This window comes from Arcicella rigui (assembly GCF_034929435.1).
In the GTDB taxonomy this organism is placed as follows: Bacteria; Bacteroidota; Bacteroidia; order Cytophagales; family Spirosomataceae; genus Arcicella; species Arcicella rigui.
Map to the genome: position 1 here is coordinate 124,938 of NZ_JAYFUM010000022.1, position 15,964 is coordinate 140,901.

Annotated in this window: 14 protein-coding genes; 7 read left to right on the forward strand and 7 right to left on the reverse strand. The window is 35.5% G+C overall.

Annotated features, from left to right (window positions below; translation table 11 throughout):
* The first annotated feature begins 3 nt into the window (after positions 1 to 3).
* The 3 genes from VB248_RS17775 to VB248_RS17785 all read left to right on the forward strand — a co-directional run bounded on the left by VB248_RS17775 (position 4) and on the right by VB248_RS17785 (position 3,318).
* The gene (locus tag VB248_RS17775) at positions 4 to 1,548 is read left to right on the forward strand and encodes a flavin monoamine oxidase family protein (RefSeq protein WP_323298161.1); all 1,545 of its coding nucleotides are present in this window, start codon (positions 4 to 6) and stop codon (positions 1,546 to 1,548) included.
* 44 nt (positions 1,549 to 1,592) lie between these two features.
* Positions 1,593 to 2,546 (forward strand): Hint domain-containing protein, encoded by a 954-nt coding sequence (locus VB248_RS17780; RefSeq protein ID WP_323298162.1) that lies wholly within the window; start codon positions 1,593 to 1,595, stop codon positions 2,544 to 2,546.
* A gap of 229 nt (positions 2,547 to 2,775) precedes the next feature.
* Entirely contained in the window at positions 2,776 to 3,318 is a 543-nt protein-coding gene (locus tag VB248_RS17785) for a DUF4136 domain-containing protein (protein ID WP_323298163.1), read from the forward strand.
* Positions 3,319 to 3,383: 65 nt separating this feature from the next.
* On the opposite strand, the gene VB248_RS17790 is transcribed toward VB248_RS17785, so the two are convergent.
* The 6 genes from VB248_RS17790 to VB248_RS17815 form a co-directional block, all read right to left on the reverse strand.
* Positions 3,384 to 4,355 carry a GSCFA domain-containing protein gene (locus VB248_RS17790; protein ID WP_323298164.1) on the reverse strand — a complete coding sequence of 324 codons (972 nt, stop codon included), beginning with the start codon at positions 4,353 to 4,355 and terminating at the stop codon, positions 3,384 to 3,386.
* An 8-nt stretch (positions 4,356 to 4,363) separates the two neighbouring features.
* Positions 4,364 to 5,227, reverse strand: coding sequence for a DUF4249 family protein (locus VB248_RS17795; protein WP_323298165.1), 864 nt, complete (start codon positions 5,225 to 5,227; stop codon positions 4,364 to 4,366).
* A gap of 71 nt (positions 5,228 to 5,298) precedes the next feature.
* On the reverse strand, positions 5,299 to 8,139 hold the full coding sequence (locus VB248_RS17800) for a TonB-dependent receptor (RefSeq protein WP_323298166.1): 2,841 nt from the start codon (positions 8,137 to 8,139) through the stop codon (positions 5,299 to 5,301).
* Positions 8,140 to 8,300: 161 nt separating this feature from the next.
* Positions 8,301 to 9,020, reverse strand: a complete 720-nt coding sequence (locus tag VB248_RS17805; protein WP_323298167.1) for a LytR/AlgR family response regulator transcription factor — start codon at positions 9,018 to 9,020, stop codon at positions 8,301 to 8,303.
* A gap of 81 nt (positions 9,021 to 9,101) precedes the next feature.
* The gene (locus VB248_RS17810) at positions 9,102 to 10,148 is read right to left on the reverse strand and encodes a sensor histidine kinase (RefSeq protein WP_323298168.1); all 1,047 of its coding nucleotides are present in this window, start codon (positions 10,146 to 10,148) and stop codon (positions 9,102 to 9,104) included.
* A 342-nt stretch (positions 10,149 to 10,490) separates the two neighbouring features.
* Positions 10,491 to 11,681, reverse strand: a complete 1,191-nt coding sequence (locus tag VB248_RS17815) for a Gfo/Idh/MocA family protein (RefSeq protein ID WP_323298175.1) — start codon at positions 11,679 to 11,681, stop codon at positions 10,491 to 10,493.
* Positions 11,682 to 11,934: 253 nt separating this feature from the next.
* Here VB248_RS17815 and VB248_RS17820 point away from each other — a divergent pair, with 253 nt between their 5' ends.
* From VB248_RS17820 to ispF, 4 genes are all read left to right on the forward strand, one after another.
* On the forward strand, positions 11,935 to 13,152 hold the full coding sequence (locus VB248_RS17820) for an MFS transporter (protein ID WP_323298169.1): 1,218 nt from the start codon (positions 11,935 to 11,937) through the stop codon (positions 13,150 to 13,152).
* A gap of 111 nt (positions 13,153 to 13,263) precedes the next feature.
* Positions 13,264 to 13,818, forward strand: a complete 555-nt coding sequence (locus VB248_RS17825) for a Uma2 family endonuclease (protein WP_323298170.1) — start codon at positions 13,264 to 13,266, stop codon at positions 13,816 to 13,818.
* 233 nt (positions 13,819 to 14,051) lie between these two features.
* Positions 14,052 to 14,825, forward strand: a complete 774-nt coding sequence (locus VB248_RS17830; protein WP_323298171.1) for an alpha/beta fold hydrolase — start codon at positions 14,052 to 14,054, stop codon at positions 14,823 to 14,825.
* An 82-nt stretch (positions 14,826 to 14,907) separates the two neighbouring features.
* Entirely contained in the window at positions 14,908 to 15,387 is a 480-nt protein-coding gene (ispF, locus tag VB248_RS17835) for a 2-C-methyl-D-erythritol 2,4-cyclodiphosphate synthase (RefSeq protein ID WP_323298172.1), read from the forward strand.
* Between the two features lie 122 nt (positions 15,388 to 15,509).
* On the opposite strand, the gene VB248_RS17840 is transcribed toward ispF, so the two are convergent.
* Positions 15,510 to 15,812, reverse strand: coding sequence for a hypothetical protein (locus VB248_RS17840; protein ID WP_323298173.1), 303 nt, complete (start codon positions 15,810 to 15,812; stop codon positions 15,510 to 15,512).
* Between the last annotated feature and the right edge of the window lie 152 nt (positions 15,813 to 15,964).

A 15,964-nucleotide genomic window follows, 5' to 3' on the forward strand; every position in this document is an offset into this window, starting at 1 on the left:
CAAATGACAAGAAGAGACTTTATCGAAAAAACTGGTTCTGCCAGTTACCTTACTTTATTGGGTTTCGGACTGATTCCCGAATCAAATGCAAAACCACTCAACCTTCAAAGAAATAAGGCTAATAAAAAAATCATCATTTTAGGTGCTGGTTTAGCTGGAATGTCGAGTGCTTATGAATTAACAAAATTAGGCTATGAAGTTACTGTTTTAGAAGCCAGAAATAGACCAGGAGGAAGAATCTGGACTATCAGAGGCGGAACAACAGAGACAGAAATTGGAGGAGTAACACAAACTTGTACTTTCGATAAAGGTTTGTATTATAACGGTGGTGCAGCCAGAATACCACATAATCATACACTAAGTTTACACTATTGTCGTGAATTTAATATTCCTTTAGAAATATTCATGAACGTAAACGAAGGTGCTTATTATTATGCAGAAGGCACTGGAAAATTATCGAATAAGCCCATTAAAATTAGAGAAATTCATGCAGATGTACGTGGTTATACAAGCGAACTTCTTACAAAAGCAATTGACCAAAAAGCATTAGATGAAGATGTTACCAAAGAAGACCTTGAAAAATTAAGTGCTTACTTAAAAGAAGAGGGAGATTTGGACATTATGAAAAAATACAAAGGTTCTGAACGTCATGGCTATAAAAAACAAGGAGCTTATGGTGAACAATCTCCAGAATTAGCTGCTCCACATTTATTACACGACATCATCGAATCTGGTTTTTTTCATCCCGCTTTTTCTAACGTTGGCGAATATACTTTCAATCAACAGCCTGTAATGTTACAGCCTGTTGGCGGTATGGATGCCCTTCCTTATGCTTTTGCAAAAAGATTAGAAGGTAAAATTCAATACCAAGCAGAAGTACAAGAAATTAGAAAAACATCGCCAGGCGTAAAAATTGTTTACAAAGACAAAACTGGTGCTGTGAAAGAAATCAGTGGAGATTATTGTATTTGTACTATTCCATTACCTATTCTTAAAAATATTCAGTCAGACTTATCGTCTGATGTAAGAAGAGCAGCCGATTTTGTGCCTTATATGAATACTGGAAAAATTGGTTTGCAGTTTAAGCGTAGATTCTGGGAAGAAGATGACCATATTTTTGGAGGAATTTCTAAAACCAATATGGACATTACGCAAATATTTTACCCTTCTTACAACTTCATGGGAAAAAAAGGCGTATTAAAAGGCTATTATAATTTTCATGATAGAGCGGTAAGATTAGGAAATTTATCGCTGAAAGACAGAGAAAAAGCTGCTTTAGAACAAGGAGGTAAAATTCACCCACAGTACAAAACAGAATTTGAAAGTTCATTTTCTTTGGCTTGGCACAAAATACCTTATTCAAAAGGAGGCTGGGCAGAGTATAGCGAATCAGCAAGAAAACGTTTCTATCCGGCTTTAATTAAGCCTGATGACGAAATTTACTTTGCAGGAGAACATACTTCTTACTTAACAGCATGGATGGCAGGAGCTTTTGAATCAGCCAATTCGGTAGTAACACAAATTCATAAAAGAGTAAATGGAGCTTAGTACCATAAACCACATACACTCCATTTCATAAACAGATTTCAAGCATGAAGAAAATCATATACTTAATTACATTTTTATTTTTATCCATCAATATTTTTGCTCAAGAAGGCGAAAAAATGGGTATCAAATTCACTGAATTTGAAGCAGTAAAGAAAATAGCTATCAAGAATTTAGATAAAGATACTTATGTAAAAGATGGCAATTTTGTATTAGATAACAGTACTTCTCCTTACATTTTTAAGTTTTCGGACGGAATCGAACGTAGAATTTACCTCTATAAAGTACTTGAGTCGGCTGGGATGAAAGAAATTGCTAATTTATTAATTTTCACCACTCCAAAAGATGGAAAACGTATCAATTTAGTTGTACCAAATCCTTTGGCAGAAAAAGAAACTTGGGGAAAATATATTGATGATTTAAAAGATGGAGAAAAATCAGTTTCTGGCTTTTCATCTTGTATAGCTTTTGTACTTGCGAAAGAATTTTCAGGCGTTGCTGGTGAAAAAGGTAAAGAAGAAGATAAGTACGAATACTGTTTTGCGGCTGATGCTAAAGTGACGATGGCGGATGGACAAATGAAAAATATCAGCGAGGTAAAGGTCGGTGATAAAGTAATTTCTTATAATACCGTTAAGAAATCAGCGGAATTTACAACGGTAGAAAAGGTTGATATTCATGAAAACAAAGAGTTTGAAATTTTGAAAGTTCTTTTGGTTGACCCCAACGAAATGGTAACGGCTTCGCTGAATGTAAAGTATCGTTTGAAATCATTAGAAGCTACGGCTAATCACCCGATTCTTACAGACAAAGGTAGCGTGAAAATGGGAGATTTAAAGGTTGGACAAAGTGTTTATGTCTTTGATAATGAATTAAATACCTTTAAAAAATACAATATTTTTCTTGTAAATACAGGAAATAAAAAAGTTAATAAAGTTTATAACTTAATAACCGAAAAAAATAATTATCTTGTAAACTCAGTAGTGGTTTTAAAGAAATAACGATATTTAATTTTTTGAGATTGTTTTTGGATATTTCCGTAAATCCTTTCTCCTTTGGGGAAGGGATTTATTTTTTTCTATACATTTTAATAGTACTATTGAAATTAAAATTTGCCAAAAAAATATTGAAAGTGAAAAAAAAAATCAATAAAGTTATATTTTTATTAAAAATTGTTTTACCTTTGTAAAGGCTTAAACGCCAATATCCAAAAACAATCAATAAAAATTAATGAAACGTACAGTTGTTGCAACATTCATTGTTGGGCTACTGTTCGCTTCTTGTACTCGAAATCAAATTTCTGTAAAGGCAAATAATGATTTCCAAGTAAATAATAGCGAAAATCGTTCTTTTACAGTCGTTCAAGAAGCAAGTAATCGGCAAGAGTGGAAATTACCGTTAAACGAAATGGTAATTGTTGAAGAGATTGAAAAACAAATGAGAATAAGAGGTTATGTAGAAAGCGAAAAAAATGCTGATGTATTAATCACTTATTCGATTTACAATAAAAATCTCATGTTACAAGAAGTAAAGAAAATCAATACTTCTGTACACAAAGAAACGCTTGATGTATATAGAAAAAAGCTTGTTAATGGAACATTGATAATCACAATGATTGACCAAAACACAAGTAAAGTTTTCTGGACAGGTTATGCTTCGAAAATATTGAAATCACAAAAAAGCTTGGAAAACAGAGATTTAAAAAATATTACCAGAGCAATTTTTGATAATTATAGATTAACCGCCAATCATTTTTTGGCAAAAAACAACTAACAACTCCTCTTATTCATACCATTTAACAATGAAGCTCTGAGACCTCGGCTATCGGCCGAGGTTTTTTATTTTATAAGGATTTTCACCCTTGCTATTTCCTCAGAAACATCTACTTTTAATGAGATATTTTCTAAGTCGTTTAGCAATTTTATCAGAAATTTTTGATGTGCTTCCGACTTTTCGTTGAATGGACGATGTGCCAATCGCATACTTATTTGTTGCCAATCTTTTTGAAACTTTTTTAGATTTTCATCAAAATATGTTTCTGAAAACTTATCAAAAATATAGCCTTCGGCTACATCGTTGGGGTGAATTAAATCTGCTTTGTAGAAACGATAATCTCGTAAATCGTCCATCATAATTTCATAGGCAGGGAAGTATTCAACCGATTCATAATCGGTTGTCAAATAATGACAGGCTGCTCGAAGAATTGATTTTGAGACTTGGTTTTCGGGAATGCCATCTTTTGTATGCCTTACGGGTGAAACCGTTAGAACAATACGTAAGTTTGGATTGATGTCCTTTAATTCTTGATATAATACCGCAAAACTTTTACAAATATCCTTGACGCTTAGTAAGTCTTTTTCAAACAAACGGGCAGGCATTTTGTGGCAATTAGCAACAAAAGTTGGAGGTTCGGAAAAACGGTAAGCAAAAGCTGTTCCGAATGTGATAAATAGAAAATCTGTTTTGGGTAAAGCTTGTTGATAATCTTGAAGTTGAAGTTTGATTTTTTCAGCTAAAGTTTCTTGTGTTTCTGCAAAAAACTGTGAGTGAAAATCATAGTGAAACCACGCTTCTTGGTTTTCAAGAAACAGTCGGTTATCGGCAACAAGATAATTGGGAGAAAGAAGTTTGAAGATTGAAAGAGGATTAAAGAGCGTTCCGAAAGGATTTACTTCTACTTTCAATTTATTTGATTTCAAACGATTCCCAACTACATCGGCAAAACATGAGCCAAAAGTAAGTAATTGGGAATCGAGTGAAATTTTTTGCCTCACTGCTGGCATCGGAAAACTTGTCCTAAATTCAGCCATGAGTTGTATTATTTTTGTTTTACCAAAAACGATAAAGTATCAGCATTTACTCCAGTGAAAATTCCTAAACCATTTGTAATAGTTGTAGGAGGGGTAGTAATATTCTGCGAAGTACTTCCTGTACTGTTGTACAAAGCTGCGTAGTCGGGGTTTACTTTCAACAATACAAGATTGTGTTTGCCGAAATATTCAAACTGCTGTGAACGCAATTGTGTAGCCGTACCCAATACTGGCTGACTACGAAAACGACGATTGATTTCGGCAGAAGTAACTGTAGTTGGTAGAGTAACGATTAGAACTGGATTTTCCTCAATGTTGTCAACTACAACGAAATGATATTCACTCTTAGGATTACTCCAAGTAAGGTTTACGTCGCTATTTTCGTCGATTCCCCCACCGAAACCACCACCAGAACTAAGGTTTAGTTTAGTACGAGCAATAGAAGTAACATCAGATTTGAAATCAACAGGTTTTGTTGGAATAATGGTACTTGCAGAAACCGTTTTACCATTATAGACAAATGATAAAGTATAGGTTTTACCAACGGCTAATTTTACCTTATTGTCTGATTCATACACACCGCTGTCTAAAGACGTAAGGGCATAAGTATTAGTACCATCCGAGATTTTAATATCTAAGCCATTGATTGGAGCTTCGGTATTTGAAGTATCTTCTGCATAAGCAATTTCTTTTTTTACTTTCAGAGAAATGGGTCTGCCGGCTATAAGATAGGCTTCAACGATTGGTTTTGCTTCGATAGAAAGCGTACCGACATCTTCAGTACAAGCTGTAAGCCCGCCCAACAAGGATATGATTATTGCAAAAGTATAATACTTTTTTTGTAAGAGTATGTTTTTAATTTTTGATTTCATTTTGAGTCTTTTTTTAGCAAAACCAACAATTTGAAGTTGTTTTTCAAATTGTTGGCTGGCAAATATCCTATTTACTTAAACTTATAACTGAAAGTAATATTTGGCGTAAAGCCTAAATAATTTACATCTGTAATAGATAAGTACTTGTCTCCAGTAGTAGCGTCTGTAACTGTTTGGTATTTTTTATACCATACGTTTGTACGTCCGTAAGCATTGAAAATAGAGAAACCGATACTTCCATGCGAGAAGTTATAAGTAGCCGAAAGGTCTAAACGATGTGATGCTGGCAAACGGTTTCCGTTGGTTACCGATGGGTCTGTAAAGTCTTTTTCGCTTCCATCTAAAAGTTTCACGGTATAACCTCCTACGATTGAAGTATAAGGTTTTCCAGAAGCATAAATCCAAGTAGCACCTAAATCCCAACGTCCTAATTTATAAATATTCACAGATTTGAACTCGTGGCGAACATCAAAGTTTGATGGGAAAGAGTTGGCTGAAAACTGAGCAATATATTTATCTGAATGAGCAAAAGTATAACCAACCCAACCCGTATAATCACCGAATTTTCTTTGAATCAAGAAGTCGATACCTTTTACTTTTCCTGTTCCGTTGAAGAAGGTCTCGTTGGCAATTAAGCCAGCACCAATTTGCGGAGCAAAACGAAGTGTATAACGAGTATCGTTCATGATGTCTTTGTAATAACCTTCTACGTCGAACAAGTAATCGTCGATTTCATAACTGAAACCAAGAATGTAATGTCTTGAAGAAGTAACAGGCAAGTACGAATTGTTTGCCAATACCCAGAAATTACGGCTACCGTTTGAAATATCTTCACGTTCTACCTGTTTCGCAAATTGGTAGTAAAGTCCCCAAGCTCCTTTGAATTTCAATTGGTCGTTTACAGCAAAAGTACCTGAAAGTCTTGGCTCAAAATAATATTTTCCAGTTACGTCAAAGTAGTTGGCTCTTACACCGCCTTTTAAAACCAATTTGTTATTAAACAATTTCAATTGGTCTTGTAAATAGGCTGTTAATAAACTTCCTTTATCGTTTTTAGCGATAATTACTGTGGTATCGTTCTGGCTGTTCGAGTACTGTACATTCAGCCTTGTAGCTTGAATACCAAAGGCAATTTGGTTGGTTTTAGAAGTATTGTACTCAATATCTGTTTTAGCAGAAAAATCTTTCAAATCGTTACTTTCGATAGAACCAAACTTAATCGTTGTAGTTTCGTTATTTCTTACGAACGAGCCATTGCTGGTGTTATCACGATTACTGAAAAAGTTTGAGTAGCTAATCAAAGTATTTGTATAGAATTTGTCACTCCATTTTTTCGACCATTTCAAACTTGAACCAGTATTTCCCCATTTAGAAAGGTCGGTATTGCTGATACCGCCACCACCACCAAATGGTAAATTAATGCTTTGAGAGTTATCTAAATAATCATCTCCGTTATAAATACTTAAAGTTACGTTTTCGTTTTCAGAAGGTTTAAAAGTAACTTTTCCATTCAAATCATAAAAATACGAAGTAGCGGTTTGTGCATTTTGCGACTGTCTGAATCTTCCACCTAAATTACCCTGTGCATTGGTTGAACTTGAGTTGAAAGTATTAAAGATTTTGTTGTAAAGAGGCCCAGCCCAAGAGCGTCTTCCTGCCACCGAAAAAGTTACTTTTTTATTTTTCGTCACTGGCCCTTCTGCCCAAACGTTGGCACTAATCAAACTTAAATCTCCACCAAAGTTTACTTCACGTTTGTTCCCGTCTTTACTCGTAATTTCAACTACTGATGAAATCCTTCCACCGAATTTCGCATCAAAACCACCTTTGTACAATTGTACGTCTTTGATTGGGTTTGAGTTGAAAGCCGAGAAGAAACCATAGAGATGGTCAACGTAATAAACGGTAAAACCGTCATATAACACTAAGTTTTGGTCTGGCGTACCACCACGAACATACAAACCAGAAGAAGACTGATTGGCAGCACTGATACCGGGCATTAATTGGAAAGCTCTGAAAATATCTTTTTCACCAACGTTTGGCAACTTGGCGATATTTCTTGGTGTCATTTTAAACATACCGATTGTTTCGGCAGCTTTCAATACTTCTGTTTTTTCACCTTTTACTACCACTTCATCCAATTCTGTATTATCAGGTTCCATCTCGATAGTAATACCAGAAATAGGAGCATCAGGCACGAGTTTGATAGTAGTTGTTACGTAACCAATGTAGCTCAAAACCAAAGTAGTGGTATCGGTAGGTACTTTTAGCAAAGTAAAGTAACCATCAACGTTGGTTTGTGTACCCGTTCTGTTACTTTTTACCATGATGTTTACGAATGGAAGTGGTTCTGCCGAACGAGTATCAATAATTCTACCTGTGAAAGTAAAATTAAATTTAGTAGCAGGTTTTACTACTTGGCGGCGAACATTGGTAGTAGCAATCTCAGAAATAGCTGGGCGATTAACGGCAACTTGTGTTGTTGTCCCATTCGGTGCAGTTGGCGAAATACCAGCATCAGCGATAGGAGGGGCTGCTACCGAGGAGTTCCCTCCGTAATAAGTACCACTGTTGTAGCTACTTTTTACATATACTTTCTGTGTTTTAGGAATAATATGTACTACTTGGTTATCATCAACATAAAACTTTAAGCCAGAACCTTTCAAAAGTCCTCTCATACCAGTTTCCAAAGACATATTATCGAACCAATAACTTGCATAAACGCCTTTTACTTTGGCAGGGTCAAAGATAAATTTTGCACCTACTTTACTTTCTAAATCTGATAAAATTTCAGCTAATGGTCGGTTATTATAAAATTCATCCTTTATAGTAATCCCAGTTGTTGTTGTAACCTGCGAAAATACTTTCAGTGAGAATAGTACTAAAGTGGTTAAGAGAAAAAGTTTTTTCATGAAATACAATTGATTTATTCTGAATACAAAGTTAGGGCAATCTTCTCATAAATTACCACTTACTTTAGAATACATGAAATAGACTGTTATTATTGTGGAGGAGTTGCGTTAAAAATTGTTAAATCTTGTCTTTTTCTGATAAAATCCTGAAATGTGTATAGCTATTGACCGAGCGTTTTGAAGAAACTTTCGGAATAACTTTCACTAATGGGAATTTGAGCATTGCCAATTTTTATCTTTAGATTTCGGATAGATTCTATTTTTTCTAAAGAAACAATAAAGGATTTGTGTACTCTGAAATACGAGGAAGAAGGAAGTTTTTCTTCAATAGCTTTCATCGTCATACGAGTAACGATAGGCTTAGAAGACGACTCTACGTAGATTTTGATATAATCTTTCAAGCCTTCGATATAGGTAATATCTTCAATTTTAATTTTTACCAAAGAGTAATCGGCATTCACAAAAATAGAGGATACTTGGTCGGGCTTTGGAGTTGTATGTTCTTCTGAAACTGCTTTTTGCTTGAGGCTGTGTAGTTCTGAGGCTTTATTAACGGCTTTTAAAAAACGCTCGAAGTCAATCGGTTTTAATAAATAATCCACCACATCCAGTTCAAAACCTTCGAGTGCGTACTGTTTGTAGGCAGTTACGAAAATCACCATGGGTTTAGTTTTCAAACTTTGTAAAAACTGCACACCCGTAATTCCCGGCATCTGAATATCCAGAAACATCAAATCTATATGATTGTTTTGAAGTGTTTCAATGGCATCAAAGGCGTTTTTACAACGTTTTACCAGATTTAAGAAAGGAACTTTTTGAATGTTATCTTCCAATAAATCAAGGGCAAGGTTTTCGTCATCTACTGCAATACAATTAAGCATAATTAATTTTTTTATCAATGGTTAATGATGTAACTAAGTAATGAATACGATTTGATTTTGTACTCAGTGGTCTGCCACTACTTATTCATCTTTTCTGATAATTACCAATTTTATGGTATAATACTCGTCGCCATCACTAATGATAAGCTGATGATTATCAGGATAAAGTAGTTCTAATCTTCGCTTTACGTTGTTTAGTCCAATACCCGAAGCTTGGTCTTTACTTTCCTGAAACTGCTTATTTACTTTGTTTCGTACCTCAAAAGTAAGGCTATTTTTTTCAGTTGTTAAAGCAATGTCAATTGTTGGATTGATAATCATGCCTACGCCATGTTTGAAAGAATTTTCTACAAATGGAATCAGCAACATGGGTTCAATCGTTTGATGCGTATCTGAATTATTGATACAAAAATTGATAGCAATATCGTCGCCAAAACGTAATTGCTGCAATTCAATATAGGCTTTGAGGTACTGAGCTTCTCTTTCTAAGGTCACCATGGCATCGTCTGACTCATAAAGCATATAACGCATCAAGTCAGAAAGTTTTACTACCACAGGTTCTACTCGTTCAGGTTTGCGTCTTGATAAAGAAACGATACTGTTGAGTACATTAAAAATAAAATGTGGGCTAATCTGTGAACGAAGAAAAGAAAGCTCTGATTTCAAACGTTCGTTTTCTTGTTCTTTTTTACTTTTTTCGTCTTCTAAACTATCCGATACAATTCTGTAAGAAGTACTGATGGCTAAAAAGAATAAAAGTTGGAAAGTAAAACCTGTTCTTGGAATATTTCTGGCATGAAAAAACACCGTTCGGACGATAGCATTAAAGAAAAATACTGCTGCAATCGTACAAACCAATGAAAACAAGTACCAGCCTATTCCCTTCTTTTTGAGAATTTTAGGAACAAGTAAATTACTATTAAGGTAAAAAAATGGAATGTTTAGCAAAGTAAAAATAGAAAAAAGTACCATGATGGATACTTTCGGGGTAGCTGGAATATGGCGTATAATATTACGTGGAGGCTCTGGATTCTGGGGTTGAACCAAGAAAGGTAAAGCCAACATAAAAGCCCAAAAAGCAATATGCAGAAAGATTACTTGATATTTAGAAAGAGAGCTTTTTGCCATGTAACAATTACTGAATGATGTTGTGTACAAATGTAATTAAATAAACATTGCCCATGATACAGAAACATACTTTTAAAGAATTTATATAGACCATTTCGCTCAATCAAGCGACATGAAAGGGAGAAAAAATTTTTACAAGTATGGATGAAAGATTTCGTTTCCCTCTTTTAAAATAACATTTTCAAAAAAATACTTGAAGAGATTCCTGAAAATATTTAGAGAGAAGTACTTAAACAAATTATGTTTTTTGAATAAAAAAACCTTCAATCAAAAACATAATTTCGATTGAAGGTTTTATGATTAAAGCAAAATCAATGCACAATTGATTGATTTTCTGTATGCTTATACTTCCATTTTAGTCCAAACAGCACCAGCGGCATTAGATTTCAAAACAGTATCAATAAATACCATTCCACGTAAACCTTCTTCGATACCCATGAAATCGTGAATTTCTGGGTCGTATCCTGACGGATTTGCTGATTCTCCGTTCAATCCACCAGTAGCATTTTTCTGAGCTTCCTCGCCCCATCTTGCACGAAGTGCATAAGTGAAGTTACGGTAAATATTAGCAAATGTCTCAATATAACCTTCTGGGTGACCTGCTGGCTGACGAGTATGGGCTTGAGCCGCTTTTGATAAATTTCCAACACCAGTACGGATAATTCTTGAACCGTTTTCTTGGTTGGTCAAAACCAAAGTATTAGGCTCCATTTGTTTCCATTTCAAACCTCCGAATTCGCCATATACTCTGATATTCAAATCGTTTTCTTCGCCGTTACAGATTTGAGAGTTATGCAAAATACCTTTCGCTCCGTTGTCAAAACGTAAAAGCATGTTGGCATCATCGTCCAACTGACGACCTTCTACGAAAATCGTTAAATCAGCACAAATTTCAGTGATTTTCAAACCAGTAATATATTCAGCCAAGTTTTCGGCGTGCGTACCGATGTCGCCAACGCCACCTGCTGCACCACTTCGTGAAGGGTCGGTTCTCCAAGCAGCTTGTTTCTGACCAGTCGCTTCAACCAACTGAGCCAACCAGCCTTGTGGATATTCCACAATTACTTTACGGATTTTACCGATTGCTCCTGCTTTTATCAAAGCTCTTGCTTCTTTCACCATCGGATAGCCCGTGTAATTGTGGGTAAGGGCATAAATCAAACCTGATTTTTCAACAATATCTTTCAACAAATAAGCTTCTGCGGAATTTAGTGTAGCAGGCTTATCAGAAACCACATGAAAACCATTTTCTAAAGCCATTTTAGCGGCAGGGAAATGCACGTGATTTGGCGTAACGATAGAGACGAAATCCATACGTTCGCCTTCTGGAAGGGCTTTTTCTGCCAAAATCATTTCTTCAAAAGAACCATATACTCTGTCTGGAGATAAGTACAGAGCTTCACCTGTTGCTTTTGATTTTGCGGGGTCAGAACTAAAAGCTCCGCAAACTAATTCAATTTCACCATCCAGTGCTGCACCACGTCGGTGAACAGCTCCGATGAAAGCCTCAAGGCTTCCACCAATCATACCCATTCTGATTTTTCTTGCCATTTTTCGTATTAAACTATTCGGTAAGTATTAAATTTTATTTACAAATTTACACAAGAGTATTTTTATATAAAGCCTGCCCTATAATGAAGGACAGATAAAATTTATCTTAAATACGTATAATAAATTACATATAATCTAAAAATATTTTTGTTTTTTTGATAGATTTTTCAGTGAACATTTTTCACATAACCAAGAATTCAAACCAATCTAATCAATTTTTAATCCCTAATCAATTATGTCTCAAATCGTTAACCGTGACAAACTCTTTTTAGGAAGTTGTTTTGCTCTCATTACAACGGCAATGGCTTTCGGTATTCGTGCTGGTGTTCTGACCCAACTCGGAGAAGAATTCAAACTTTCTGCTCAAGAACTTGGATACGTCAATCAAATGGCATTCTTGGGTTTTCCCATTGCCATGATTATCGGTGGTCCGCTATATAATGCACTTGGGCCAAAAAAAATTATTTGGGTAGCATTTATCACTCACGTTTTAGGTTTAGTAATGACCATTTTTTCAGGTGGTTTCTGGACTCTACTCCTTTCAACATTTTTCGTAGGTTTTGGCAACGGTACTGTTGAAGCCGCTTGTAATCCTATGATTTCGGATATGTATGAAGGAAACGAAAAAACAAAAATGTTGAACCGTTTCCACATGTGGTTTCCGGGCGGTATCGTAATCGGTAGCTTACTTTCTCAATTTATGACTTCAGCCAACATGGGCTGGCAATTACAAATTGGTGCTATTTTAGTGCCTGCTGTTATTTATGCTTTCTTATTTTTTGGACAAGCATTCCCTTCAAGCCAAGACGAAGGTGCTGTTTCTACTGGCGAAAACTTCAAAGCGATGCTTTCTCCATTATACATCTTCATGTTAGCTTGTATGGCTTTAACAGCGATTTCAGAATTCGGTCCAGAACAATGGATTGGGCCAGTTCTTGGAAAAGCAGGTGCAAGTCCAATGATTATTTTGGCTTTGGTAACTGGTTTAATGGCGGTTGGTCGTTATTTCGCTGGGCCAATTGTTCATTCTATCAACCCAACTGGAGTATTGTTGGCTTCTGCAATTTTTGCTACTGTTGGTGTAATTTTAATGAGCCAAGCTACTGGCGGAATGGTATATGTGTCGGCTGTAATTTTTGCTATCGGCGTTTGCTACTTCTGGCCAACAATGATTGGCTTCGTTGCTGAAAACTTGCCACGCACTGGTGCATTCGGTCTTTCTATCATGGGCGGTATGGGTATGTTCTCTACTTCAATCTTCCAACCAATTATTGGTGCTTGGTTAGATGACGAAAAAGCAAAAGCAGCGGCAGCAGGTTTAACTGGCGACGTAGCTGAGTTAGCGGCAGGACAAGCTACTTTAGATAACATGGCGATTTTCCCAATTATCTTAATCGGAGCTTTTGTTGGCTTGTATTTTTATATGCGTAAACGTACAGCTACTCACGCATAAGATATACTTAAAATTTCTTCAAACGAAACCCCACAGATACTTGTTATTCTGTGGGGTTTCTTGATTTTAAAGCATATTTTTTCTACTTTTATTTGATAAAAATCAAATCTTATGCTAACCGTTTCTGAAAAAACATATACCGTAGCAGAATACTTTGAGTTAGAAAAACACTCAGAAGTTAAGCATGAATTTGTGGATGGACACCTTATTGAAATGTCTGGAGAAAAGAAAATTGCCAATCGTATCGCTGGAAGCCTTTACGCTTTACTATTACAACTTTTGAATCAAGAAATTTTTGATGTTTATTTTCAAGATGTACGACTAAGTACTGTAAAAGGAAAACGCTATCGCTATCCCGACGTAATGGTTGTACCAACGATTGATGATGAAGATGAATATACTGTTCATCAAGCAGTATTAGTGGCAGAAGTACTTTCTCCAACAACTGAAAAAACGGATAGAAACGAAAAGCTAAAAGAGTATTCCAAAATGCCAACGCTACAATATTACTTATTGATTTCACAAGAAGAACCAATTATTGAATTATATAGAAGAAACGGTGCTATTTTTGAATATCTTTTCTTTACAGAAAGAACAGAACGGATAGATTTACCTTTTTTTAATGTCGCATTCACATTAAATGACCTCTACAAGAAAATACTTTGAAATGTCATTTGTCATACTTTTACAAAACAAAGCCTTGTAGATATTTGTAGTATCTGCGAGGCTTTTTGTTTAATTAAGAACGTTGTTTATTATCAGTATTTTCAAGGAATCAATCGGTTATTCAGTTCAAAATCAATCAGACAAAAATGTCAAAAATAGGGAAAAGGCTACTTATTGCATATATTATTCTCTTTATTTTCTCACAAATTCTATCTTCTTGTTTTAGTTTTAGAATGACTCAGCAAGAAATTGATAAAGCTTTTGCAGGCTATAAACTAAAACCAAAGCAACGGCAGATAGAAGTACGAGGAGCAAAGATGAATTTTGCTGAAATCGGCAACGATTCGCTTCCTGTAGCTTTCTTTGTACATGGCTCGCCCGGTTCTTGGACGGCTTTTATTGATTTTATGAAGGACACTGTTTTACTAAAAAAAGTAAAAATAGTTTCGGTGGATAGAATCGGTTTTGGAGAATCTGAGCTTGGCAACGGTGAAAAATCTTTACAAACCCAAGTAGATTTACTGAAACCGATTGTAGCTTATGAAAAACGTTTTGGTAAAAAAATCATCCTCATCGGGCATTCTTTAGGTGGGCCAGTCATTGCCAAAATGGCGATGACATATCCCGAATTGATTGATAAACTTATTATTGTAGCAGGTTCTATTGCCCCAGACTTAGAACCCAATGAAAAATGGTTTAGAATTCCGATGGCATTTACGCCTATCCGAGTATTAATTCCAGCTTCTTTTCGGGCTTCTAATGACGAAATCTTATATTTGAAACCAGAATTAGAAAAGATGTTACCTTTGTGGAAAAATATTCGGCAGCCCGTTATCGTGATTCAAGGAGGAAAAGATATGTTGGTAAGTCCGAAAAATGCAGATTTTGCCAAAAAAATGTTGGTAAATTCAGCAAAAGTAGAAATCATACGGGTAGATACCATGAATCATTTTGTACCATGGTCGCATCCGTTTTTAATAAAGAAAGCAATAAGCAGTGAGCTGTAAGCTTTGAGCTATGAGTTTTTTATTTTTCAAGATCTCATAGCTCAAAGCTCATAGCTCATAGCTCAAAGCTATAAGCTAAAACATGAAACTAAGAGTAGGACAAGGTTACGACGTACATCGTCTGGAAGAAGGAAGAGATTTTTGGTTAGGCGGAATAATCGTTCCCCACACACATGGAGCTGTTGGACATTCGGATGCCGACATCGTTTGTCATGTCATTTGTGATGCCCTTTTGGGTGCTGCCAATATGCGAAATATTGGGTATCATTTCTCCGACAAAGACCCGAAATACAAAGGTGTTGACTCTAAGATTTTGGTAAAAAGAGTATTAGAAATGATTCGAGAAGCAGGTTGGGAAGTAAACAATCTGGATGTAACGGTGATTTTACAAGAACCCAAACTCAATCCGCATATTCCAGCCATGAAAACCTGTTTGGCAGAAGTAATGAACATTTCGGAAGAAGACCTTTCTATCAAAGCGACCACTTCCGAACACATCGGTTTTGTAGGACGAGGCGAAGGAATCGCCGCCCAATGTGTGGCTTTGATTTGTAAAGAGTAAGAATTTTATTAACACATTGACAGGAATATATTTAGGATAAAATGAATATAACCCCCTAAGGAGTAAAAAGATAATTATTATTGAATTAACTTTTACTCCTTAGAAGTTTTATACAATATCCATCACGCCTTCTTCTTCTCTCTTATTATAATCAGTTGTTTGGCTGCTTCAATCGCTGCGGGAACGAATGTGTTTTCTCTTACAATCTGATGTAAACTTTCAGTTGAGTACTTTTTATATCGTATTACAAACTTTCGAGTTTCTTCTGCAAATTGCTTTTGTTCAATCTTCGCTATTTGTTCAGGTGTATAATTTGTTCTTACGGTGCGGAGGATAAACTTAGTAGCTCGTTTAAAATTAACTACATAAGCCAACAAGCCAGCTAACATTGCCGAGGGCTGAAATCCTATTCCCAGTCCCTTCAAACTGACGGTTTCTTTTAGTGCAGAAAAAGTAATTAGGCTTCCCTTAAATGTTGTAAATATTTAATTATCAATATATTATAAATAAAACAACCCCGAAAAAGTGTCAATACTGGCAATTTTCGGGGTTTTTCTGTATTTTGTTTCTGCTAGAA